This window comes from Lacibacter sp., from assembly GCF_057361365.1.
The window spans coordinates 26,407-40,051 of sequence record NZ_JBMQSG010000002.1 but is presented as its reverse complement, the minus strand read 5'-3'; the positions used below and the strand labels follow the sequence as shown (position 1 = coordinate 40,051).

Annotated in this window: 16 protein-coding genes; 10 read left to right on the top strand and 6 right to left on the bottom strand. The window is 39.6% G+C overall.

The genetic code is table 11. The annotated features are described in order from the left end of the window. Positions 1–56: 56 nt before the first annotated feature. Both rpe and ACO1QW_RS00555 read right to left on the bottom strand, forming a co-directional pair. A complete protein-coding gene (gene rpe / locus ACO1QW_RS00560) occupies positions 57–704 on the bottom strand; it encodes a ribulose-phosphate 3-epimerase (RefSeq protein WP_486254706.1) in 648 nt (215 codons plus the stop codon). 37 nt (positions 705–741) lie between these two features. Continuing rightward, positions 742–1,566: a tetratricopeptide repeat protein gene (locus ACO1QW_RS00555; protein ID WP_486254705.1), complete on the bottom strand. Its 825-nt coding sequence runs from the start codon at positions 1,564–1,566 to the stop codon at positions 742–744. Between the two features lie 92 nt (positions 1,567–1,658). On the opposite strand from ACO1QW_RS00555, the gene ACO1QW_RS00550 reads away from it, so the two are divergent. Continuing rightward, the gene (locus tag ACO1QW_RS00550; protein ID WP_486254704.1) at positions 1,659–2,765 is read left to right on the top strand and encodes a TolB family protein; all 1,107 of its coding nucleotides are present in this window, start codon (positions 1,659–1,661) and stop codon (positions 2,763–2,765) included. Positions 2,766–2,862: 97 nt separating this feature from the next. On the opposite strand, the gene ACO1QW_RS00545 is transcribed toward ACO1QW_RS00550, so the two are convergent. After that, complete coding sequence (locus tag ACO1QW_RS00545; RefSeq protein ID WP_486254702.1) at positions 2,863–3,228, bottom strand: hypothetical protein; 366 nt, start codon at positions 3,226–3,228, stop codon at positions 2,863–2,865. A 76-nt stretch (positions 3,229–3,304) separates the two neighbouring features. Here ACO1QW_RS00545 and ACO1QW_RS00540 point away from each other — a divergent pair, with 76 nt between their 5' ends. Beyond that, complete coding sequence (locus ACO1QW_RS00540) at positions 3,305–3,784, top strand: hypothetical protein (RefSeq protein ID WP_486254701.1); 480 nt, start codon at positions 3,305–3,307, stop codon at positions 3,782–3,784. Between the two features lie 37 nt (positions 3,785–3,821). On the opposite strand, the gene ACO1QW_RS00535 is transcribed toward ACO1QW_RS00540, so the two are convergent. Beyond that, positions 3,822–4,247, bottom strand: a complete 426-nt coding sequence (locus tag ACO1QW_RS00535; RefSeq protein ID WP_486254700.1) for a nuclear transport factor 2 family protein — start codon at positions 4,245–4,247, stop codon at positions 3,822–3,824. Positions 4,248–4,368: 121 nt separating this feature from the next. Then, a complete protein-coding gene (locus tag ACO1QW_RS00530; protein WP_486254699.1) occupies positions 4,369–4,869 on the bottom strand; it encodes a metallophosphoesterase family protein in 501 nt (166 codons plus the stop codon). Between the two features lie 325 nt (positions 4,870–5,194). Here ACO1QW_RS00530 and ACO1QW_RS00525 point away from each other — a divergent pair, with 325 nt between their 5' ends. Further along, the gene (locus ACO1QW_RS00525; protein ID WP_486254697.1) at positions 5,195–6,352 is read left to right on the top strand and encodes a homogentisate 1,2-dioxygenase; all 1,158 of its coding nucleotides are present in this window, start codon (positions 5,195–5,197) and stop codon (positions 6,350–6,352) included. 44 nt (positions 6,353–6,396) lie between these two features. Here ACO1QW_RS00525 and ACO1QW_RS00520 read toward each other — a convergent pair whose 3' ends face one another. Then, a complete protein-coding gene (locus ACO1QW_RS00520) occupies positions 6,397–6,768 on the bottom strand; it encodes an SPOR domain-containing protein (RefSeq protein WP_486254695.1) in 372 nt (123 codons plus the stop codon). 99 nt (positions 6,769–6,867) lie between these two features. Between ACO1QW_RS00520 and ACO1QW_RS00515 the strand changes: the two genes are divergently transcribed. The 7 genes from ACO1QW_RS00515 to ACO1QW_RS00485 are packed head-to-tail and all read left to right on the top strand — an operon-like array spanning position 6,868 to position 13,645. Next, a complete protein-coding gene (locus ACO1QW_RS00515; RefSeq protein ID WP_486254693.1) occupies positions 6,868–7,485 on the top strand; it encodes a TetR/AcrR family transcriptional regulator in 618 nt (205 codons plus the stop codon). Between the two features lie 46 nt (positions 7,486–7,531). Then, complete coding sequence (locus tag ACO1QW_RS00510) at positions 7,532–8,782, top strand: TolC family protein (RefSeq protein ID WP_486254691.1); 1,251 nt, start codon at positions 7,532–7,534, stop codon at positions 8,780–8,782. A 6-nt stretch (positions 8,783–8,788) separates the two neighbouring features. Next, positions 8,789–9,724, top strand: a complete 936-nt coding sequence (locus tag ACO1QW_RS00505; RefSeq protein WP_486254689.1) for an HlyD family secretion protein — start codon at positions 8,789–8,791, stop codon at positions 9,722–9,724. Between the two features lie 5 nt (positions 9,725–9,729). After that, the gene (locus ACO1QW_RS00500; protein WP_486254687.1) at positions 9,730–10,647 is read left to right on the top strand and encodes an ABC transporter ATP-binding protein; all 918 of its coding nucleotides are present in this window, start codon (positions 9,730–9,732) and stop codon (positions 10,645–10,647) included. Position 10,648: 1 nt separating this feature from the next. Further along, entirely contained in the window at positions 10,649–11,395 is a 747-nt protein-coding gene (locus ACO1QW_RS00495; RefSeq protein ID WP_486254685.1) for an ABC transporter ATP-binding protein, read from the top strand. A gap of 28 nt (positions 11,396–11,423) precedes the next feature. Continuing rightward, entirely contained in the window at positions 11,424–12,530 is a 1,107-nt protein-coding gene (locus tag ACO1QW_RS00490; protein ID WP_486254684.1) for an ABC transporter permease, read from the top strand. Next, positions 12,527–13,645, top strand: coding sequence for an ABC transporter permease (locus ACO1QW_RS00485; protein WP_486254682.1), 1,119 nt, complete (start codon positions 12,527–12,529; stop codon positions 13,643–13,645). Before ACO1QW_RS00490 ends, ACO1QW_RS00485 begins: the two co-directional genes overlap by 4 nt.

Sequence of the window (13,645 nt, the reverse complement as noted above, 5' to 3'; positions counted from 1 at the left end):
CATCAAAATAAAAATCCGGAAGAATGTCTTCCGGATTTAAAACTTTCGATTGAGTTTTATATTTTCTTCAACAACGAGATCATTTCTGTTGGGTTGGGTGCTTTGAACACTGTATTGCCAGCTACCAATACCGTTGCTCCTGCATCAACAATGCTTTTTGCATTTTCCAATGTAACACCGCCATCAATTTCAATATCCACTTTAAATCCTTTTGCATCGATCATGTTACGCAGCTCACGGATTTTAACCAGGGTTTGCGGAATAAAACTCTGACCGCCAAAGCCCGGGTTCACACTCATCAAACAAACCATATCAATATCGGCCAATATGTCTTTCAGCAATGAAACAGGTGTGTGGGGATTTAAAGCAACACCCGCCTTCATACCCAATGATTTTATTTGTTGAATATTGCGATGAAGATGCGTACATGCTTCGTAATGCACAGTAAGTATATCGGCGCCGGCTCTTTGAAATGCTTCAGCATATTTTTCCGGTTCTTCAATCATTAAATGCACATCGCACACTTTTGTAGTGGCTTTGCGAAAGAAATCAATGATCATGGGTCCAAAGCTGATGTTAGGTACAAAACGTCCATCCATTACATCAAGGTGAAACCAATCAGCTTCACTGGCGTTAAGCATATCACAATCGGCCTGCAGGTTAATATAATTGGCGCTTAATAAAGAAGGAGCTACAATTGGCATGTTACTTTTTTATTTTCGATTTTTAATTTTTCATTTATTATTTAACCGCTCCCAATCTTTTCAACGCATCTTTTGCTTCAGTAATACTTTGATCGAGTGCAAGTGAACGTTTATAATTATCCACGGCTTCCGTTGTGCGGTTGAGTTTTTCTTCTGCTTTCGCCATCCAGAAATAGCCATCCGCAAATTTGTTACTCACATTAGTACTTTGTTTAAATACACTATGTGCTTCTTCAAATTTTTTCTGATCGTAATAGATCAATCCTTTTTCAATGTACGCATCGAGATAGGTATAATCTTCACGGATGATCTGGTTGTAAACCGCCAGTGCCTTTGAACCTTGTTTGATCTTGTTGTAATAAGCAGCTTTTACAAAAAGAATATCACTACGGAACTGAACAGCGTTTGCATCTTTCAACAACGCATCGCACAACAACTCTGCTTTTTTATTTCCCGTTTCTGCATAAAGCGAAGCAAGCCTTAACTCTGCTTCGGTAAACAAACCGGCTGCCGCAATTGATTGCTCGTACGATGCAATAGCATGAACTGTGTCGCCTTTCCTCTCCAAGGCATCAGCTTTCATGAAATGATAAGCCGGGTTATTAGGTTGCTTTTGCAAAAGTGTTTCCACCTGCGCCAATGCTTTATCGTATTGATTAGATTGTACTAACTGTTCAACAAATTGTTCACGAATACTGTCGGCCTGTGGTTCCTTGTTCAGCTTGGTTTCCAGTTCTGCAATTTTAGCATCAGCGGCGGGCGTGATGAGGGTATCCTTACCATTATCGGCAGGTTTATCGTTGGTACAGGCAAAGAGGAAAATGCTGGTAAAAACAGAAATCAGGAGGGCTTTCAGCTGCATGGCGCAAAGCTAAATTATTTTGAGGTGCTGGTTCTTACATTTTCCTGACATTTGCGGGCATTTCAAAATCTACATTTGCCCAAATTATTTATATGAATAAATCTGCGTTGTTGCTTGCCCTGCCTCTCGTTGTGGTGGCAATGCTATCGTTTAAAACTGTGAGCAAAGAAATAGCGAAAGCTGCAGCAAACAACGATACCATTCTTTACCCCGATGAAAGACATTTTAAAAACATTCAGCAGTTAACGTTTGGTGGCGATAATGCAGAAGCTTATTTCAGTTTCGATGGCAAGTGGCTCATTTTCCAAAAAACATATGCAAAAGAAGGTATTCCCTGCGACCAGATGTATATCGCAAAAGTTCCAACCAAAGCAGGTGAAAAATTCATACCTAAATTAGTGAGCACAGGCAAAGGTCGCACAACATGTGGTGCTTTTATGAAAGATGGGAAACACATTATTTACGCATCTACGCATATGGGAAGCAGTGATTGCCCGCCCATACCTGACCGCAGCAAATACGGCAATAAATATATCTGGCCTTTGTACGACAGCTATGATATTTTCATGGCTGATCTCAATGGAAAAATTGTAAAACAACTCACCCACAGCAAAGGTTATGATGCGGAAGCAACGCTTTCGCCCGATGGAAAGAAAATGCTTTACACAAGTACAAAAGATGGTGATATTGACATGTATGTGATGGATTTAAAAACAGGCAAGGAAATAAAAGTGACTAACCTGTTGGGTTACGATGGTGGTGGTTGGTTTAGTCCCGATGGAAAAAAAATCATCTGGCGTGCAAGCCGTCCAAAAACAGAAGCAGAGATAAAAGAATACAAAGAATTACTGGCACAGGGATTAGTGGCTCCAACAAATATGGAAGTGTGGGTGGCGAATGCTGATGGCACAAATGCAAAACAGGTTTCTTCTTTTGGACAAGCCAACTGGGCTCCTGCTTATATGCCCGATAATAAACGCATCATCTTCGCAAGTAATCATGAGTACAAGCGTGGCTTCCCCTTTAATTTATACACGATGAATGAAGATGGAAGTAATCTCACTAAGATCAGCAGAGACAAAGGTTTTGATGCTTTCCCGATGTTCAGCCCCAACGGAAAGAAGATCGTTTTTTGCAGCAACCGCAATAACGGCGGCACAAGAGATACCAATATTTTTATTGCTGATTGGGTGGAGTGAGCAAGGCGAGTGATGAGTAGTGAATTGAGCGTCCTGAGTGAAATCGAAGGACGGGATAGTCAATCGAGCGGTAGTCGAGAGTAGCGTTTATAAACAATTACTCAATTTTCTTTTTTACATCGGGTATTGGTTTGTACTGATACCCTTTATTTGTTGGTGGAAGTTTTTTTATCTGTGGTTTTACGGGATAAAAAGGATTGGGCATTACGGTGCGGGATCGATTACTTTGTAATGCAATGGGCATGTTGGAAATAACTGAACTATCCGGCACCAACACAGGCATATTGTCCTGCGGCAATGCATACACCGTTTCTTTTTCAGTTTTAGCAATGATCCTGTTTTGAAATAATAGTTGCTGTTGCAAAACAGGTTTGGTTGAATCGCTTACAAATACTTTTGGAGATTGTGCAAACAATGACTGTGTGCAAAGCACAACCAAAAGGGTGAAAATAAATTTCTCCATAGCAGCTTTTTGTAGAACTGTAAGATACTATTTTCTGTAAAACAGTTTTGTATAATGCTTTTCTGCACCTTACTTTGTGGCGAATTTAACTTTACTCATTTTCAAAATTTATAAAGCCATGTACCAGGGACTTGTTCATTTGCATAGCGCATTACGTTGGGTTATTCTTATTCTTTTGTTGATCACAATTGTGCAGGCTTTTTCAAAAAACAGCAGCTTGCAAAAAACAAGTTTGTTTTTGCTGATCTCAGCTCATATCACATTATTGTTGGGTTTATTTCAATACTTCAATGGCGATTATGGTTTTCATATTATTGAACGTGTGGGTGGTTTTGGGAATGTAATGAAAGACGGATTTGCACGTTTCTGGGTGGTTGAACATATTTCTGCTATGATCATTGCCATTGTATTGATCACGATGGCAAGAGGTAAAGCCAAAAAGCAAAATTATAGCGCTGCGTCATGGATGTATGTAGTTGCGCTTATCCTGGTTCTGGCAGCAGTTCCCTGGCCTTTCCGTGAAGCAATTGCCAGGCCGTGGTTTCCCGGTATGTAAATCATAAATTGAAACGCCCCGATTAATGGGGCGTTTTTTATTTTTTCTTGTCTTCCCGGTAAAATATTTTACTAACGATCTTCCAGCCATCTTTTGTTTTAATGAGGCTCATCATATCGTGGAAGTAAAAAGTTGGGTATTCAATCGTGAGTTTGGCAGTAGCCGCATTTCCGAATACCTCAATACGATCGATCTTTGTTGTGCGGTTTTGTTTTGTACCTGTATTTCTTGTGCGAGCCATAAAATCTTTCAGCGATACATTCATCAAGGTATCGTTCCGCATATAACGCATTTGCCCGGCAGGATCAAACGCTTTTGAGAACATCACACTATCACCATTGGTGCCGCCTTCGAGATAATAGTTACAAACTGTTTCAATGTCTTTGATAGTTTGAGCATCGGCCTGCGCTCTTACATAACTGTGAATGAAAAGAATACCGATGATAAGGAGAACTGGTTTCATGTGATGTATGTTTTAAGGAAAAGTAATTTTTGCCTTTCATCTTTTGCTGTTAAAATTTGATGAGTGAGCGTAAACAGTGTTAAACGTTGTAGTGAGGGAAATATTCGTTAGATGAAAGGCATCAACGTTTACCTAATTCAATCACTTCACAATCTTTCATATTATTTCCATCGATCACAAAACGTATGACGGTGCGTATTTTATGCCAGCCTTGTTTGCCGGCAGCGCCGGGGTTCATGTGCAGACAATTGATCTTGTCATCATACATCACTTTTAAAATATGCGAATGACCGGCGATGAATAAGTTTGGTTGATGGAGCTGCAATTCCTTCCTTGTTTCAGGATTGTATTTTGGCGGCGCACCACCAATATGCCGCATCATTACTTTTATTTCTTCGCAATGGAAAACAAGTTGTTCGGGATGAACTGATCTTACATCCTGCCCATCAATATTGCCAAATACTCCACGGAGCGGCAAACCAGTTTCAGCAATTAAGTTATTCGCAAGCTCAATATTTCCAAAATCTCCGGCGTGCCATATTTCGTCGCAATTTTTAAAATGATCAAAAACTGCTTCGTCTAAAAAACCATGTGTATCGGAAATAAGGCCTATTCGTGTCAAATCAAGTTTGTTAAAGGTGTGTGATCTGCTGTTGTTTCGACAATATTTGCGGAAGATAAATCTAATTGTAATTTTTGCAAACTGTGATGATGCTTCGCTTATAACCCAAGCAGATTCGTTAGCTTTGGATATGCCATTTTTCAGAAACTTCACCTACGGGATTGATAAGCGAAAATGCCCGCCCGGATGATCCGTTCAGACGGGGACGTACATTTTTTGCTTGGTACACTCAAGCTTTCAAGACGTTGATGTGCATCTTTGATGTTCGGGACATAAACGAACCTATTTTTCAAATTTTCAAATCAACTCATTTTCAAATTTAATCATGGCTCACTATTATAAGTTGGGAACTATTCCCCACAAACGTCATACACAGTTCCGCAAACCTGATGGTGGTTTGTATAGCGAACAATTATTTTCTACAGAAGGTTTCAGTGATGATTATTCATTGCTTTATCATTGTCATCCTCCCACACAGATCATTAAAACAGAACCGCAGGTTGATGTGTCGCCCGTTATTGCGGAAGAGAAAATGCTGCAGCATCGTTGCTTCGAAGGATTTCATCTGAAGGCGGGTGGCGAATTTTTAGAAAGTCGTGTTCCTGTTTTGGTGAATAACGATTGTCATATTGTGTTGGCAGCCCCAACAAGCGGAACAAAAGATTATTTCTATAAGAATACTGATGCCGATGAACTGATTTTTGTGCATGAAGGGAGTGGCACAGTTAAAACACAATACGGACAACTGCCATTTGGCTATGGCGATTATATTGTGTTGCCAAGAGGAACCATTTACCAGATCGAGTTCAATGATGATAAAAACCGCTTGTTCATTGTCGAATCGTTTACGCCGCTTCGCTTTCCCAAACGCTATATGAGCAGGTTCGGACAATTAATGGAGCATGCTCCTTACTGCGAAAGAGATATTCGTGAACCGCAGAATCTACAAACATTTGATGAGCATGGTGATTTTCTCATAAGGGCAAAGAAAAAAGGAATGTTATATGGTTTGCATTATGGCACGCATCCGTTCGATGTGGTGGGTTGGGATGGTTGCTGCTACCCCTATATTTTTTCTATTCATGATTTTGAACCAATTACGGGTCGTGTACATCAGCCGCCGCCAGTTCATCAAACATTTGAAACGAATGCCTTTGTTGTTTGTTCTTTTGTGCCGAGGTTATACGACTATCATCCAAACGCAATTCCTGCTCCCTACAATCACAGCAATATTGATAGCGATGAAGTGATCTATTATGTAGATGGAGATTTTATGAGCAGGAAAAATGTAACAAGAGGAATGATCACACTTCACCCTGCAGGCATTCCGCACGGACCACATCCCGGTGCTGTTGAAAAAAGTATTGGTGCAAAAGAAACGAAGGAGTTAGCTGTGATGGTAGACACATTTCGTCCCTTGATGCTCACCAAACAAGCTCTAGAAATTGAAAATGGAAATTATGTAATGAGCTGGGCCGAATAATCAAAGAGGGTAACAGATCTTAAGAGTTGCAAAGCAACTCTTTTTTATTCTCTCACTTTCACTTCAAATTTTGCTGGTATAACAAACACATTCGTAAAATGCGTTTTGATTTTTTTCTGGTAACTGCTGGCTTCGGTTTGTGTTAGAAAATTGCCAAACCGAATTTTATAATAAGGGCTTTGGAACATTAAAAATGTTTTCTGTTGCGGGTATTTTGAAAGCAGCAATGATTTTGCATTAAGCGCCTCTGTGCGGTCGGTAGTATTCAATACCTGCAATTGGTATCCGTTCACCGTTTTCCTGGTAACTGTTTTTTCTTTTGTTTCAGTTGAGCCCGATGTAGTTTTGTTTGGACCAGTACAGGCTGCCAATGCAATGGGTATAAAAAAGGTATAAATGAGGTTTTTAAGCTGCATAAGTTGAGTTAGAACTGAAATTGCAAAATCCACGCCAGAGAAAATAAAGTTGCTGAAATAAAATAGTTTTTTACTTTTGTTAACCATTTGGTTAAAAATATGGCAAAGAGGCTGAAAGATCAAAATACGGAGGAAGTTATTCTTGAAGCGGCACGCAAAGTGTTTTTGAAGAGGGGAATGTATGGTGCCCGTATGCAGGATATTGCTGATGAAGCAGGGATCAATAAAGCGTTACTGCATTATTATTTTGAAAGCAAGGACAAGCTGTTTGAAAGGATATTTATGGAAGCGGCCAGTCATTTATTTCCCAAAGTAAATGAGGTATTAAATTCGGATGCGGCTTTGTTCGAAAAGATTGAAAAGTTTTGTGACGAGTATATCACGGTTGTGATGGAAAACCCTTACCTGCCCTTGTTTGTAATGAATGAAGTGAACCAGGACCCCGAGTATTTTCTGAAGAAAGTATGGGGTGCAAAAAACAAACCTGACCCCTCAAAATTTCTTGTTCAAATTGAAGCTGAGGTAAAAAAAGGAAACATCAAACCCATCAGCCCGTTGCAGTTGATGATGAACCTGCTTTCGATGACCATTTTCCCATTTGTTGCTAAACCCATCTTTCAGATGAACCTTGGGCTTGATGAGTTTCAGTTCCGTCATGTGATGGAACAACGAAAAAAAGAGATTCCGAAGTTTATCATTGACTCAATCAGGAAATAATTTTTTTGAACACAAATTAACTACTTGGTTAAATAAATTTAATGTTATGAAGCAACTGCTTTTTTTGTTTCTTGTCTTATCCAAATGGTCGTTTGCGCAAACGATAACACTGGAGCAGGTTCAGGCAAAGGCGAGGGAACATTATCCGCTCATCAAGCAAAAGGATCTCATTCGCCAAACAAAGAACATCACAATTGAAAATCTGAATAAGGGTTTTTTGCCGCAGCTTACCTTGAGCGGCCAGGCAACTTATCAATCGGAAGTAACAACGGTGAAAATTCCTGTGCCCGGCGTAAAGATCGATCCGTTGAGTAAGGATCAGTATAAAATTGTGGCCGATATTAACCAGATGATCTATGACGGAGGTATGTTAAAACAACAACGAACGATCCAACAATTAAATGCTGATGTGGAAGAACAGAAAGTGGAAGTGGAATTGTATAAACTGGACGAACGCATCAGCCAGCTTTATCTCAGTGTTCTTTACATCGATGAACAGTTAAGGCAAACACAGCTTATTCGTGATGATCTGCTGTCAGGTTCAAAGAAAATTGAAGCACAGGTAAACAATGGGGTTGCCTTCAAATCAAACCTCAATTTATTAAAAGCTGAATTGCTGAAAATTGATCAACGGGTGATTGAGCTCAATGCAACCAAAACAGGTTTGCTGGATGTATTGAGTTTATTTACCGGGGAAAACTATTCGGTGAGTACCAGTTTTACCAAACCAACCGTTGCAACTGTAAATGATGAAAATATTCTTCGGCCGGAGTTGAACCTGTTTCAAAAACAACAGCAATTACTCGGCGGGCAACGTAATATGATCAAAGCAAGAAATCTTCCTAAAACAAGTTTCTTTTTTCAAGGCGGATATGGCCGGCCGGGTTTAAATTTTCTTGAAAACAAATTTGCTACTTATTACGTGACAGGTATTCGTTTCAATTGGGCCTTTGGCGGATTGTATACGGCAAAAAAAGAACGGGAACTCATCGGCATCAATCAACAGATCGTTGCTGTGCAGAAAGATGTATTCCTGTTAAACACCAATACGCAGTTAAAACAGCAGCAGTCAGAGATCAACAAGATCAATCAGCTTATTGCAAAAGACCAGGAGATCATTGAACTAAGGTTGAAAGTAAAAGAAGCGGCAAAGGCACAATTGGAAAACGGCGTCATCACTGCAAATGATTATTTACGTGAAGTTAATGCAGAAGACCAGGCAAGGCAGATGCTGATTGTACATCAACTACAATTTATACAGGCACAAATTAATTATCAAACCACCAAGGGAAAATAAACGACTATGCGTAACATTTTTATAGCTATGCTGGCAATTGTTTTAATAACATCGTGCCGTAGCAACGAAAACAAATTTGATGCGTCGGGCACATTTGAAGCAACAGAAGTGATCGTTTCGTCGGAGTTAAATGGGAAGATATTGTCGCTTACATTGAATGAAGGCGATACTGTTTCAGCCAATCGTGTTGTTGGCACAGTGGATGCAGAAGGTATTGCATTGCAGAAGGAACAGGTTGAAGCGAGCATCAGTTCACTAAGTGATAAAACAGCCGATGTTCGTCCGCAGGTAGCTTTATTGCAAAATCAATTGGCTGTGCAGCAATCGCAACTAAATAATTTGCAGCATGAAAAACAGCGTATTGAAAACCTGTTAAAGCAAGATGCAGCAACAGGAAAGCAACTTGATGACATCAATGCACAGATCGATGTTGTTCGTAAGCAAATGACAGTAACGCAACAACAGATCAATGTGCAACGCAGCAACACATCCACACAAAACAGAAGTATTCTCAGCGAATCAAAGCCTTTGCAAAAAAGAGTGGAGCAGTTGAATGATCAGTTGAAACGTGCAGATATAATAAACCCCATCAACGGAACTATATTAACGAAATATGCAGAGGCGGGTGAATTGACATCAACCGGAAAAGCATTGTATAAAATTGCTGACCTCAGCGAAATGAAGTTGAGAGCTTATGTAACAGGCGATCAATTATCACATATAAAATTAGGCCAGCAAGTGAAAGTGCTGGTTGATGACGGGAAAGATAAATACAAAGAACTTAAGGGGACTATCAGCTGGATATCTGATAAAGCTGAGTTTACACCAAAGACAATTCAAACAAAAGAAGAGCGGGCCAATCTTGTGTATGCGGTTAAGATCAATGTGAAGAATGATGGTTATCTCAAGATCGGTATGTATGGTGAAGTGCTATTCAAATAAGTAACATGCAATCAGTATCGGTCCAACATATCATTAAAAGCTACGGTGATAAAAAGCAAAAGACCACTGCATTGAATGATATTTCATTTGATGTTGCGAAGGGTGAGTTGTTTGGCATTATTGGTCCTGATGGCGCAGGTAAAACATCACTCTTTCGCATTCTTACAACGTTGTTACTGGCCGACAGTGGAACAGCAACAGTTGAGGGACTGGATGTAGTAAAAAATTATAAAGCCATCAGGAAACAGGTTGGTTATATGCCCGGTCGTTTTTCATTGTACCAGGATCTTTCAGTAAAAGAGAATCTGGATTTTTTTGCTACCATTTTTAATACAACAATCGAAGAGAATTATGATTTCATCAAAGATATTTATTCGCAGATAGAACCATTTAAAGATCGTAAGGCGGGCAAACTTTCAGGTGGTATGAAACAAAAGCTGGCGTTAAGTTGTGCGTTGATTCACCGGCCAACTGTTTTGTTTCTAGATGAACCGACTACAGGTGTTGATGCAGTATCAAGAAAGGAATTTTGGGAAATGCTGAAGCGCCTGAAAGAACAAGGTATCACTATTCTTGTTTCCACACCTTATATGGATGAAGCAAGTATGTGCGACAGGGTTGCGTTGATACAGACGGGTTCCATTCTCAGCATTGATACGCCTCAACAGATCGTTGCATCATTTGGTCATTCCATGTTTGCAGTGCGTGCCAAGAATATGTTGCATTTGCTGAACGATCTCAAAACGTTTGATGCAGTTGCGAATGCATATCCATCGGGTATTTATCATCATGTAGTGATGAAAAATGATTGTGGTGCAGATGTACTACAACAATTTCTTTCAACCAAACAACATGCAGAACTGGAAATTGTGCAAGGCAAGCCAACGATTGAAGATTGTTTCATGCAATTGATGCGTAATTAATATGAGCAATGATAAGATCATAACGGCACAGGAACTCAGTAAGCGCTTTGGCCATTTTACTGCGGTCGATGCTATTACGTTTGATGTACATAAAGGAGAAATTTTTGGATTCCTTGGTGCAAACGGTGCAGGTAAAACAACAGCGATGCGAATGCTGTGTGGTTTATCGAAACCCACAGGAGGGAAAGCGACAGTTGCAGGTTTTGATGTGTACACTCAAAATGAACAGATCAAAAAGAATATCGGTTACATGAGCCAAAAGTTTTCGTTGTACGAAGATTTGACGGTGAAAGAGAATATGCAATTGTACGGTGGTATTTATGGAAAGAGTAATGCATTTATTAAAGAGAAGACTGCATTTATACTTGATCATCTTCATTTGGAGAATGAAGCAAACAAGTTGGTTGGTTCATTACCACTTGGCTGGAAACAGAAGCTTGCATTTTCCGTAGCCATTTTTCATGAACCCGAGATTGTTTTTTTAGATGAGCCAACCGGTGGTGTTGATCCCGTTACCCGTCGTGAATTCTGGAATATGATTTACCAGGCAGCAGATAATGGCATCACCATTTTTGTTACAACGCATTATATGGATGAAGCAGAGTATTGCAACCGTGTAAGTATTATGGTGGATGGAAAAATTGAAGCATTGGATACACCAACAGAATTGAAAAGAATATACCAGTCAGATTCAATGGACGATGTGTTCCTGAAGCTGGCACGCAAAGCAGTAAGAACAGGCGATTGAGAAAACAAAACTTTTGTTGAAAGCAGGCATGAAACAATTCATCTCATTTGTAAAAAAAGAATTTCTTCATATATGGAGAGATAAACGCACCATGTTTATTCTCCTGGGCATGCCCATTGTGCAGATCATCATCTTTGGTTTCGCCTTAACGAATGAAGTAAAGAATTCAAAGATAGCTGTGTTTGATCAATCGAAAGATGCAGCAACAGCATCGCTCATCAGCGAATTAAATTCAAGCCGTTATTTTGATGTGGAGCGTAATCTTATTTCCGCTGATGAAATTGAACCTGCTTTCCGCAGTGGTAAAATAAAGCTGGCTATTATTCTACCGAATCAATTTGGCGAAGATCTGCAACACGTAAATAAAGCAACCATTCAATTAATTGCTGATGCATCAGATCCAAACGTTGCGAACACACTCACCAATTATGCAGCAGCAGTAGTAATGGATTACCAGAACCGCATCACAAACAATAAAAAGCTGCCGTATACCATTAACGTTGAATCGAGAATGTTATACAATCCGCAGTTGAAAGGCGCTTATAATTTTGTGCCCGGTGTAATGGCAATGGTTCTGCTGCTGGTTTGTACAATGATGACGGCTATTACCCTTGTGCGTGAAAAAGAAATGGGCACTATGGAAATAATGCTGGTGTCACCAATGAAGCCACAACTGGTGGTATTTGCAAAAGCAGTTCCATATTTATTATTATCAACTATTAACATCGCCAGTATTTTGTTGTTGAGTGTGTATGTGCTGGAAGTGCCCATTAATGGAAGTCTTGCTTTGCTGGTTGCCGAAAGCATCTTGTTTACGCTTGTATCATTGTCGCTTGGCTTGTTGATCTCTTCGGGAGCAGAATCACAGCAAACAGCTATGTTCATTTCATTAGTTGCTCTGTTTTTGCCCACCGTCATGTTAAGTGGATTCATGTTTCCAATTGAAAATATGCCCTTGCCCTTGAGAACAATTTCAAATATTGTTCCAGCAAAATGGTATTACATTATTGTGAAATCGGTGATGATAAAGGGAGTGGGAATTGCAGCAGTTTGGAAAGAAACATTGATCCTTACAGGTATGATGGTCTTCTTTTTAACGCTGGCGATAAAACGGTTTAAAATCAGGTTGCAATGAGAACACTTCGATTTTTATTACAAAAAGAATTTCGGCAGATCTTTCGTGATCCATCCATATTGCGTATCATTTTCATTATGCCGGTTATTCAATTAATGATACTTCCTTGGGCAGCTGATTATGAGATCAAGAATATTAAACTGTCAGTGACCGACCTAGATCATTCCTCCTATTCACGTCAGCTTATTTCAAAGATCACAGCATCGGGGTATTTTCAACTCACGCATTATTCAGGTTCATTTGAAGAATCGTTTGAAGAAATAGAAAAAGATAATGCTGATCTTGTTTTAGAAATACCTCCATCGTTTGAAAAACAATTAGTAAAAGAAAGCGAGGCGAAATTATTTGTCGCCAGCAATGCAATTAATGGTGTAAAAGGTAGTTTGGGCAACGCTTACCTGCGAAGTATTCTGCAGGATTTCAATCGTGAAGTTCGGTTAGACTGGATACAAATGCCAAGACTTAGTCCGCAAACGCAAATTGAAGTAACATCATCTATCTGGTTTAATCCATTGATGAACTACAAATTTTTTATGGTGCCAGGTATATTGGTGTTATTGTTAACAATGGTAGGAGCCAATTTAACAGCCATCAATATTGTAAAGGAAAAGGAGATCGGTACCATTGAGCAGATGAATGTAACACCGGTAAAGAAGTTTCATTTCATTTTAGGAAAACTAATTCCTTTCTGGATCTTAGGAATGATCGTTTTAACATTGGGCTTATTGATCTCCCGTTTACTGTATGGCATTATACCACTTGGGGGCTTCTTCACTATTTATGTATTTGCTGCAATTTATTTGCTGGCGGTTTTGGGGCTGGGTTTATTAATATCAACCTATGCAGCAACCCAACAACAGGCCATGCTTATTTCTTTTTTCCTGATGATGATCTTTGTTTTGTTAGGTGGTCTTTACACTTCAATCGACAGTATGCCTGAATGGGCACAATGGATCACAAGATTCAATCCTGTATCTTATTTTATTGATGTAATGCGAATGGTTGTATTAAAAGGCAGCGGCCTAAGCGATATTAAAAATCATTTATTGATTATGACAGGATTTGCCGTTGTACTAAATGGCTGGGCCATTTTCAACTATCGCAAACGCAGTTGA

Coding starts and splice junctions, on each gene's coding strand:
- ACO1QW_RS00505 (WP_486254689.1), top strand. CDS start 8,789: ATGCGTAACATTTTTATAGCTATGCTGGCAATTGTTTTAATAACATCG.
- ACO1QW_RS00520 (WP_486254695.1), bottom strand. CDS start 6,768: ATGCAGCTTAAAAACCTCATTTATACCTTTTTTATACCCATTGCATTG.
- ACO1QW_RS00495 (WP_486254685.1), top strand. CDS start 10,649: ATGAGCAATGATAAGATCATAACGGCACAGGAACTCAGTAAGCGCTTT.
- ACO1QW_RS00485 (WP_486254682.1), top strand. CDS start 12,527: ATGAGAACACTTCGATTTTTATTACAAAAAGAATTTCGGCAGATCTTT.
- ACO1QW_RS00550 (WP_486254704.1), top strand. CDS start 1,659: ATGAATAAATCTGCGTTGTTGCTTGCCCTGCCTCTCGTTGTGGTGGCA.
- ACO1QW_RS00555 (WP_486254705.1), bottom strand. CDS start 1,566: ATGCAGCTGAAAGCCCTCCTGATTTCTGTTTTTACCAGCATTTTCCTC.
- rpe (WP_486254706.1), bottom strand. CDS start 704: ATGCCAATTGTAGCTCCTTCTTTATTAAGCGCCAATTATATTAACCTG.
- ACO1QW_RS00535 (WP_486254700.1), bottom strand. CDS start 4,247: ATGAAACCAGTTCTCCTTATCATCGGTATTCTTTTCATTCACAGTTAT.
- ACO1QW_RS00500 (WP_486254687.1), top strand. CDS start 9,730: ATGCAATCAGTATCGGTCCAACATATCATTAAAAGCTACGGTGATAAA.
- ACO1QW_RS00525 (WP_486254697.1), top strand. CDS start 5,195: ATGGCTCACTATTATAAGTTGGGAACTATTCCCCACAAACGTCATACA.
- ACO1QW_RS00545 (WP_486254702.1), bottom strand. CDS start 3,228: ATGGAGAAATTTATTTTCACCCTTTTGGTTGTGCTTTGCACACAGTCA.
- ACO1QW_RS00510 (WP_486254691.1), top strand. CDS start 7,532: ATGAAGCAACTGCTTTTTTTGTTTCTTGTCTTATCCAAATGGTCGTTT.
- ACO1QW_RS00515 (WP_486254693.1), top strand. CDS start 6,868: ATGGCAAAGAGGCTGAAAGATCAAAATACGGAGGAAGTTATTCTTGAA.
- ACO1QW_RS00490 (WP_486254684.1), top strand. CDS start 11,424: ATGAAACAATTCATCTCATTTGTAAAAAAAGAATTTCTTCATATATGG.